4 protein-coding genes and 2 pseudogenes are annotated in these 5,871 nt (G+C 37.9%); 3 read left to right on the forward strand and 3 right to left on the reverse strand.

Going from position 1 to position 5,871, the window contains the following annotated elements; genetic code table 11:
- Positions 1-53 precede the first annotated feature (53 nt).
- On the forward strand, positions 54-263 hold the full coding sequence (tnpA, locus tag MLD65_RS17685; RefSeq protein ID WP_243293143.1) for an IS200/IS605 family transposase: 210 nt from the start codon (positions 54-56) through the stop codon (positions 261-263).
- Positions 264-278: 15 nt separating this feature from the next.
- On the opposite strand, the pseudogene MLD65_RS17690 reads toward tnpA, so the two are convergent.
- Positions 279-647, reverse strand: a pseudogene (locus MLD65_RS17690) (DMT family transporter); the annotation flags it as partial.
- A gap of 393 nt (positions 648-1,040) precedes the next feature.
- Entirely contained in the window at positions 1,041-3,680 is a 2,640-nt protein-coding gene (locus tag MLD65_RS17695) for a cation-translocating P-type ATPase (protein WP_243293140.1), read from the reverse strand.
- Positions 3,681-4,173: 493 nt separating this feature from the next.
- Between MLD65_RS17695 and MLD65_RS17700 the strand changes: the two genes are divergently transcribed.
- Positions 4,174-4,479 (forward strand): monooxygenase, encoded by a 306-nt coding sequence (locus MLD65_RS17700; RefSeq protein ID WP_243293141.1) that lies wholly within the window; start codon positions 4,174-4,176, stop codon positions 4,477-4,479.
- A 692-nt stretch (positions 4,480-5,171) separates the two neighbouring features.
- Here MLD65_RS17700 and MLD65_RS17705 read toward each other — a convergent pair.
- Positions 5,172-5,456, reverse strand: a complete 285-nt coding sequence (locus MLD65_RS17705) for a hypothetical protein (RefSeq protein ID WP_243293142.1) — start codon at positions 5,454-5,456, stop codon at positions 5,172-5,174.
- Positions 5,457-5,645: 189 nt separating this feature from the next.
- On the opposite strand from MLD65_RS17705, the pseudogene MLD65_RS17710 reads away from it, so the two are divergent.
- Positions 5,646-5,871: pseudogene (locus tag MLD65_RS17710) on the forward strand (ISL3 family transposase); the annotation flags it as partial.

The raw sequence follows: 5,871 nt of genomic DNA on the forward strand, positions 1-5,871 counted from the left end.
TCGGTTGGCAAATTATTGAGCAAGAGATAGATCAAGACCATATCCATGTATTAATTCGTTATTTCCCAAAATGGAGTATTCTTGAAATTGTTAGGTTGTTGAAACAACTCACGACTTATCGGATATGGCAAAAGCATAACGAATATCTTTCCCGACATTTTTGGAAAGAACGCACCTTTTGGAGTGACGGTTACTTCGTATGTAGCATTGGAAATGTTAGCAAAGAGATTATTCAAAAATACATTCAAACACAAGGTAGTTAGGGGTTTTACGCCCCTCTTATAAAGTTGATAGCGTATTTTTAAAAAGATGGTACCGAATACAACAACGAATAATGGGTTTGTGAATGTAAGAATGGAGGATTCACTAGCGGTAATCGTACGTAAACTCAAAAATATACATCCCATAACACCTGCTGTTTGTAAAGCACCAATCACCATCAACTTGATCCAGCTTCCTATCGATACTGGATGTGGTCTTTTTAAAGCAAAAACGATGATCGCCATGATGATTCCGGCAAGTGTAAAGCGTAATGCTGCTAATAGCAATGGAGATGAATAATGCAAACCAATTTTAACTACAGCAAAAGAAGAACCCATTAAAAATGTTGTTAATAGAATTAACAATGTAAACTTCAATGTACTCATTTCATATCTCCCTACAGATTTTAGTAAACAATCCAAAATTCTTAGTACCAACCATTATCAAATGATGAAACAGTTAGACAGACAATAGTAGCTCGCTCAATAATCTTACCGAAAAATATATAAAAGACTTTGGGTTTATGCATGAGAGAGAATAGTTTATAAGTTGGATGAAAAGGACTCAAATCCCTTTTTATTTATTAAAACATTCTCAATTTTCTGTATATTAATCTCAAAAAAACATCTTTTTGAAGAGACTATTACATTCAGAGGGGGTTTTTCATCCCCCACTGAATGTAGCACACTCTATTATCACATTAATTTTTATTTTTTATATGAGTAAACCATCTCCATGCGAGTTGCTACAGTTTAATTTGTCTCCTTGCACTCTACCTTTTACCCTTTCCGATACTGCACGACTTTAGCAGCTTCCATCATAATAACTGACCCAAGCGCAAGTGCTGTTGCTATCAACCAGTCTACCATACCAAATTCAGGAGGAATATTAAACACACTTCGAGCAAATGGTAATACAGTCATTCCGTACAGTAATAATCCAAGTACGACCGCACCAATGACATATTTATTGCTAAAGAAACCAGAACGTATGCATGTTTGTGTATTCGAACGGGCAGCAAAGGTTTGGAATGTTCGTGATAAAATGAGCGTTGTAAATGCCATCGCTACACCCATATCATCGGAATGGGATAAGCCGATATAAAAGGAAATAATAACAGCTACCCCGATTAGTATACCGCGTGTTAGGACGGCCTTCATCGTCCCACCAGCAAAAATACCTTCATCAATCGAACGAGGTTTTCGTTTCATGACATCTGGCTCGGACTTCTCAACACCTAACGCAATAGCAGGTAATGAATCATTCACAAGGTTAATAAATAACAATTGCAACGCTGTAAACGGGTTCGGCAAATTGAAAGTGACGGCGTACAAAATCGCAACAATAGCTCCGAGATTCCCTGCAAATAAATAACTAATTGCTTTCTTAATGTTATCAAACACCGTTCTTCCGATTTGAACAGCATTAATAATGGAAACGAAGTTGTCATCAGTTAAAATCATCGCAGAAGAATCCTTGGCAACGTCCGTTCCGCTCCCCATCGCAATGCCGATATCCGCCTGCTTCAATGCCGGAGCGTCATTAACACCATCTCCTGTCATTGCTGTAACCTCACCTTTTTTCTGCCAAGCTCTCACAATTCGAATTTTATTTTCTGGCGATACGCGGGCATATACAGAAATCCTGTCTAACTTCTGATCTAGCTCTTCCTCACTCATCGCATCGAGCTCTTGACCCGTAACAGCGATATCTTGCTCTTCCATTAAGCCGATATTGCGGCCAATGGCTTGTGCGGTTGTTTTATGATCACCGGTAATCATAATGGTACGGATGCCGGCTTTTTTCGCCTCCTCTATTGAATGATAAACCGCTTCTCGTGGCGGATCCATCATAGCTGTTAATCCAACTAAGACGAGGCCATACTCTTCCTCAAAGTCAATGACTGCTTGATCGTTTCGCAGACGCTTATAGCCATATGCCAAAACCCTTAATGCTTGATTAGAGAAATTTTCATTAGCCTCTTTAAATTGTTTTAGTAAATCATTTGTCATTGGCTGTTCTTCACCGTTTATTAATACATGGCTAACGCGGCTAAACAGAACATCTGGCCCACCCTTTGTAAGCATCATTTTTGTCCCGTCTATCGTATGTACAGTGGACATTAGCTTACGATCTGAATCGAACGGCAATTCCGCTTCTCGTTGATACGTTTTTCTCAACTCCTCATAATTGCGCCCATGTTTATTTGCGAAATTGATTAAGGCTACTTCTGTTGGATCCCCTACTTCCTGACCATCTTTATTCATATAGGAATCATTACAAAGTGCCGCTATATAAACAAGGAAACGCTCAGATTTATCCCAATCATTTAGATTATCTGGAAATCGCTCCTTTTGATGAAAAGGTAAAAAATAATCTGTAACTGTCATCTTGTTTTGTGTTAACGTTCCCGTCTTGTCTGTGCAAATGATACTTGTTGATCCTAATGTTTCCACAGCAGGAAGCTTGCGAATTATCGCATGCTGCTTCGCCATTTTATTCGTCCCAACAGATAACACGATTGTGACAATTGATTGTAGTGCTTCTGGTATCGCTGCTACTGCTATTGCAACAGAGAACATCAGTGCATCCAGTAATGCAGTTGTCGTATCGCCATCACTACCTCCCAACCAAATACGAGCAGCTTGTACGGCAAAAATCACGATACATAAAAGCAAAATACCGAATCCTAACCTTTTACTAAAAACATTCAATTTTCGCTGTAATGGCGTTTCCTTTTGCTCGGCTGTTGAAAGCATATGGGCGATTTTACCGACCTCTGTTTTCTTACCAGTCCCCGTAACGACAAACGTACCGCGTCCGTAAACAACTAACGAGCTACTAAATACCATATTACGACGATCTCCAAGTGCTACGTCACCCTCAATGGCTTCAGTAGACTTTTCAACCGCTTCAGATTCACCGGTTAGCATCCCTTCATTTACTGTCAACGAACCACTTTCCAGCACACGTCCATCAGCCGGAACATAATCTCCCGCTTCTAGGAAAATAATATCCCCTTGTACTAATTCTCGTGCTGCAATCGTCTGCTTCTTTCCATCACGAATCACTTTCGCCTCTGGCGCTGACATATCCCGCAACGCCTCTAAGGAACTTTCCGCTTTTCTTGTCTGCACAACACTAATCACTGCATTTATGATGAGCACAAGAAAGATAATCAATGATTCGACTAGCTCACCGAGTAAAATTTGTACACCTGCTGCAATGAGTAAAACAATGACCATTGGATCTTGAAAAGTCTCTAAAAAGAGCTTCCAGGTTGGCACTTTTTCTTTATCTTCAATTTCATTGTATCCATCCCGCTCCAAGCGAGATTGTACATCCTGACTCGTTAAGCCATCGACTGTTGTATCAAGAGTTTCTAGTACATTTTCTTTGCTATTTTGATAGAATTTCATTTCGAGACTCCTTGCCCATAAGATTTGCAATTATATTCTTTATTATACTTTTAACTACTTGTCTACATCTATATTTTGCCATATTCATCACCATATTCCCAATAAAAAAGAGTCTACCCCTTAATATGAGGAGCAGACACCTTTTGTTAAACGACTACATCAGCCGTTTTTTTCTTCTGACGATAAACGATCTTGGATTTGCTAGTCTAATTTCTAAATCAACAGTAAAGTAATTTTCCCTATTCTTTCTTTAATGTCCGGTTACTTCATATTTTATTATGTAATCGAAATCAAAAATTATAATAAAAGAGTTTGACAGCCATATCTAATTATTAATAATTGATAAACTCCTGAAGTTAACGACAAAAACAGCAGTGAAAAAATAAATTGTACTATTCGCTAAAGTTTTTTTCTATGTTATAAGCAATTAAGTATGATTTTTCGCCTAGGTGATTTATTATAATATTGAGAAAATTAACAAGGAGTGTAAATCATGAAATATTTATTACAAGTGGATTTTAAAACGGATGGACCATTCGGTGAAGAAATGTCAAATGCTTTTGTTAATTTAGCTAAAAGTATTAATGATGAGCCAGGTGTCATTTGGAAGATTTGGACAGAGAATCCGACCACTAAAGAATCTGGTGGGGTATACTTATTCGAAACGAAAGAGGATGCTGAAAAATATTTAGAGATGCATTCAGCTCGTTTAACAACTTATGGAATTACTGATATTCGCAGTAAAATTTTTAAGGTTAATGAAGCACTATCGCTTATTAATAACGCACCAATTAAATAAAAGAAATAAAAGTTTGTCTGAGTGAATTTTTTAACCTAGTTTGATAGGAGTGACAACCCTCTTCTCAACTCCCTTGCTTTCCAAGCACCTTACAACGTAGCTATCCATTCTAGCCGAAGGTGCTTCCTTTAACCCTGTTAGCTGGCTGCCGCTATTGTTCGCCATAGAATATATCAGAGGGGGCATTTTTACTACACCACTCACCCTATCGAATGTTGGTAAATAGGATCAGTCTATATTTAATCCTCAAACCACCCTTACCTTCGTAAAGTTCGTCCGTTCTTTTGTCGTAAAACATTCTCACCTTATCTAGTTTTTCAGCCATGTGGTATATCCAGAATACCTTTTCCATCGAAATGGCTTCAGCATTTGTTCAACAGAATCCACCTGTACTTCACATCCCATGATCTGTCAATCATGACACATGCAGGGCTCTATAAAGGTAAACCCAAAGAATGTTTAATCTTCAGCATTCTTAAGGTCTTAATTTTGGATTATTTTATCCTAAAATAGACTGATCGGACAGTCCCTCGTTTAAGATTGATTTCTTTCATGTGATCTGCTGGAGTCGGGTTACTCGGTAGATGCGAAAGTTGAGAATTTAATTGACTGACCAACTAGTATGCGCAGCAGTATAAATTTACCATTCAAAGGAAATGCCGTACAGAAAGCGAAATTTTCAGGACATCCTATTAAGCAGTATTAGTAACTTTGCCTTTATTAATAAATAGACTGATTAGAAAGTAAAGGGCGATTCCAATACTAAATGATAAAAGCGCCCCGAATGCCGTTGCTTCTGATACAAAGTTCCCGTTCGTCATTTGAATATCATACAGTTTAAACCCAAACAGAGAAGGACATGATTGAAAATCCCTTTTATCGAGAAAGATCATGATAATTGGTACGACAAAGATGCTAATCGCATAAAAAAGAAACATACTGAGACCACTTGAAACATACTTAAATAATATTTTCATTGCACATCCCTCTCTAATAATATTAATATATTCCTACCATCTGGGAAAATCGGTAAAATAAAGGCTCATCACCGTAACTTGGGGTTGCTTATGTAAAAAACGAATATTTTTCCATATATGGATATGAAAAAAGCGAAAACTCTGGTATCGTAATCGTTGACGAGACAAATCACGATAGGAGTTTTCGCTATGTACAACCAGTTTATCAAATCTATTATGCCTTTACCATCTTTTTTTGAGATTTCCATGCCTTCTGATGAAGAGCCGTCCGTTTCAGCACCTCAATGCATTCTTTTTCCTATTTGCTTGGGTAAAACCTATCGTCATGATAAAAAGCTTCGTCGTTTTCGTCATAGTTATGCTTGGCACATCGGCACGCTTTGGATTGAATTAGAAGTGCCTAGACAACGTTGCA

Origin of the sequence: Bacillus sp. FJAT-47783 (assembly GCF_022808615.1) — a bacterium.
GTDB lineage: Bacteria > Bacillota > Bacilli > Bacillales > Aeribacillaceae > Bacillus_BZ.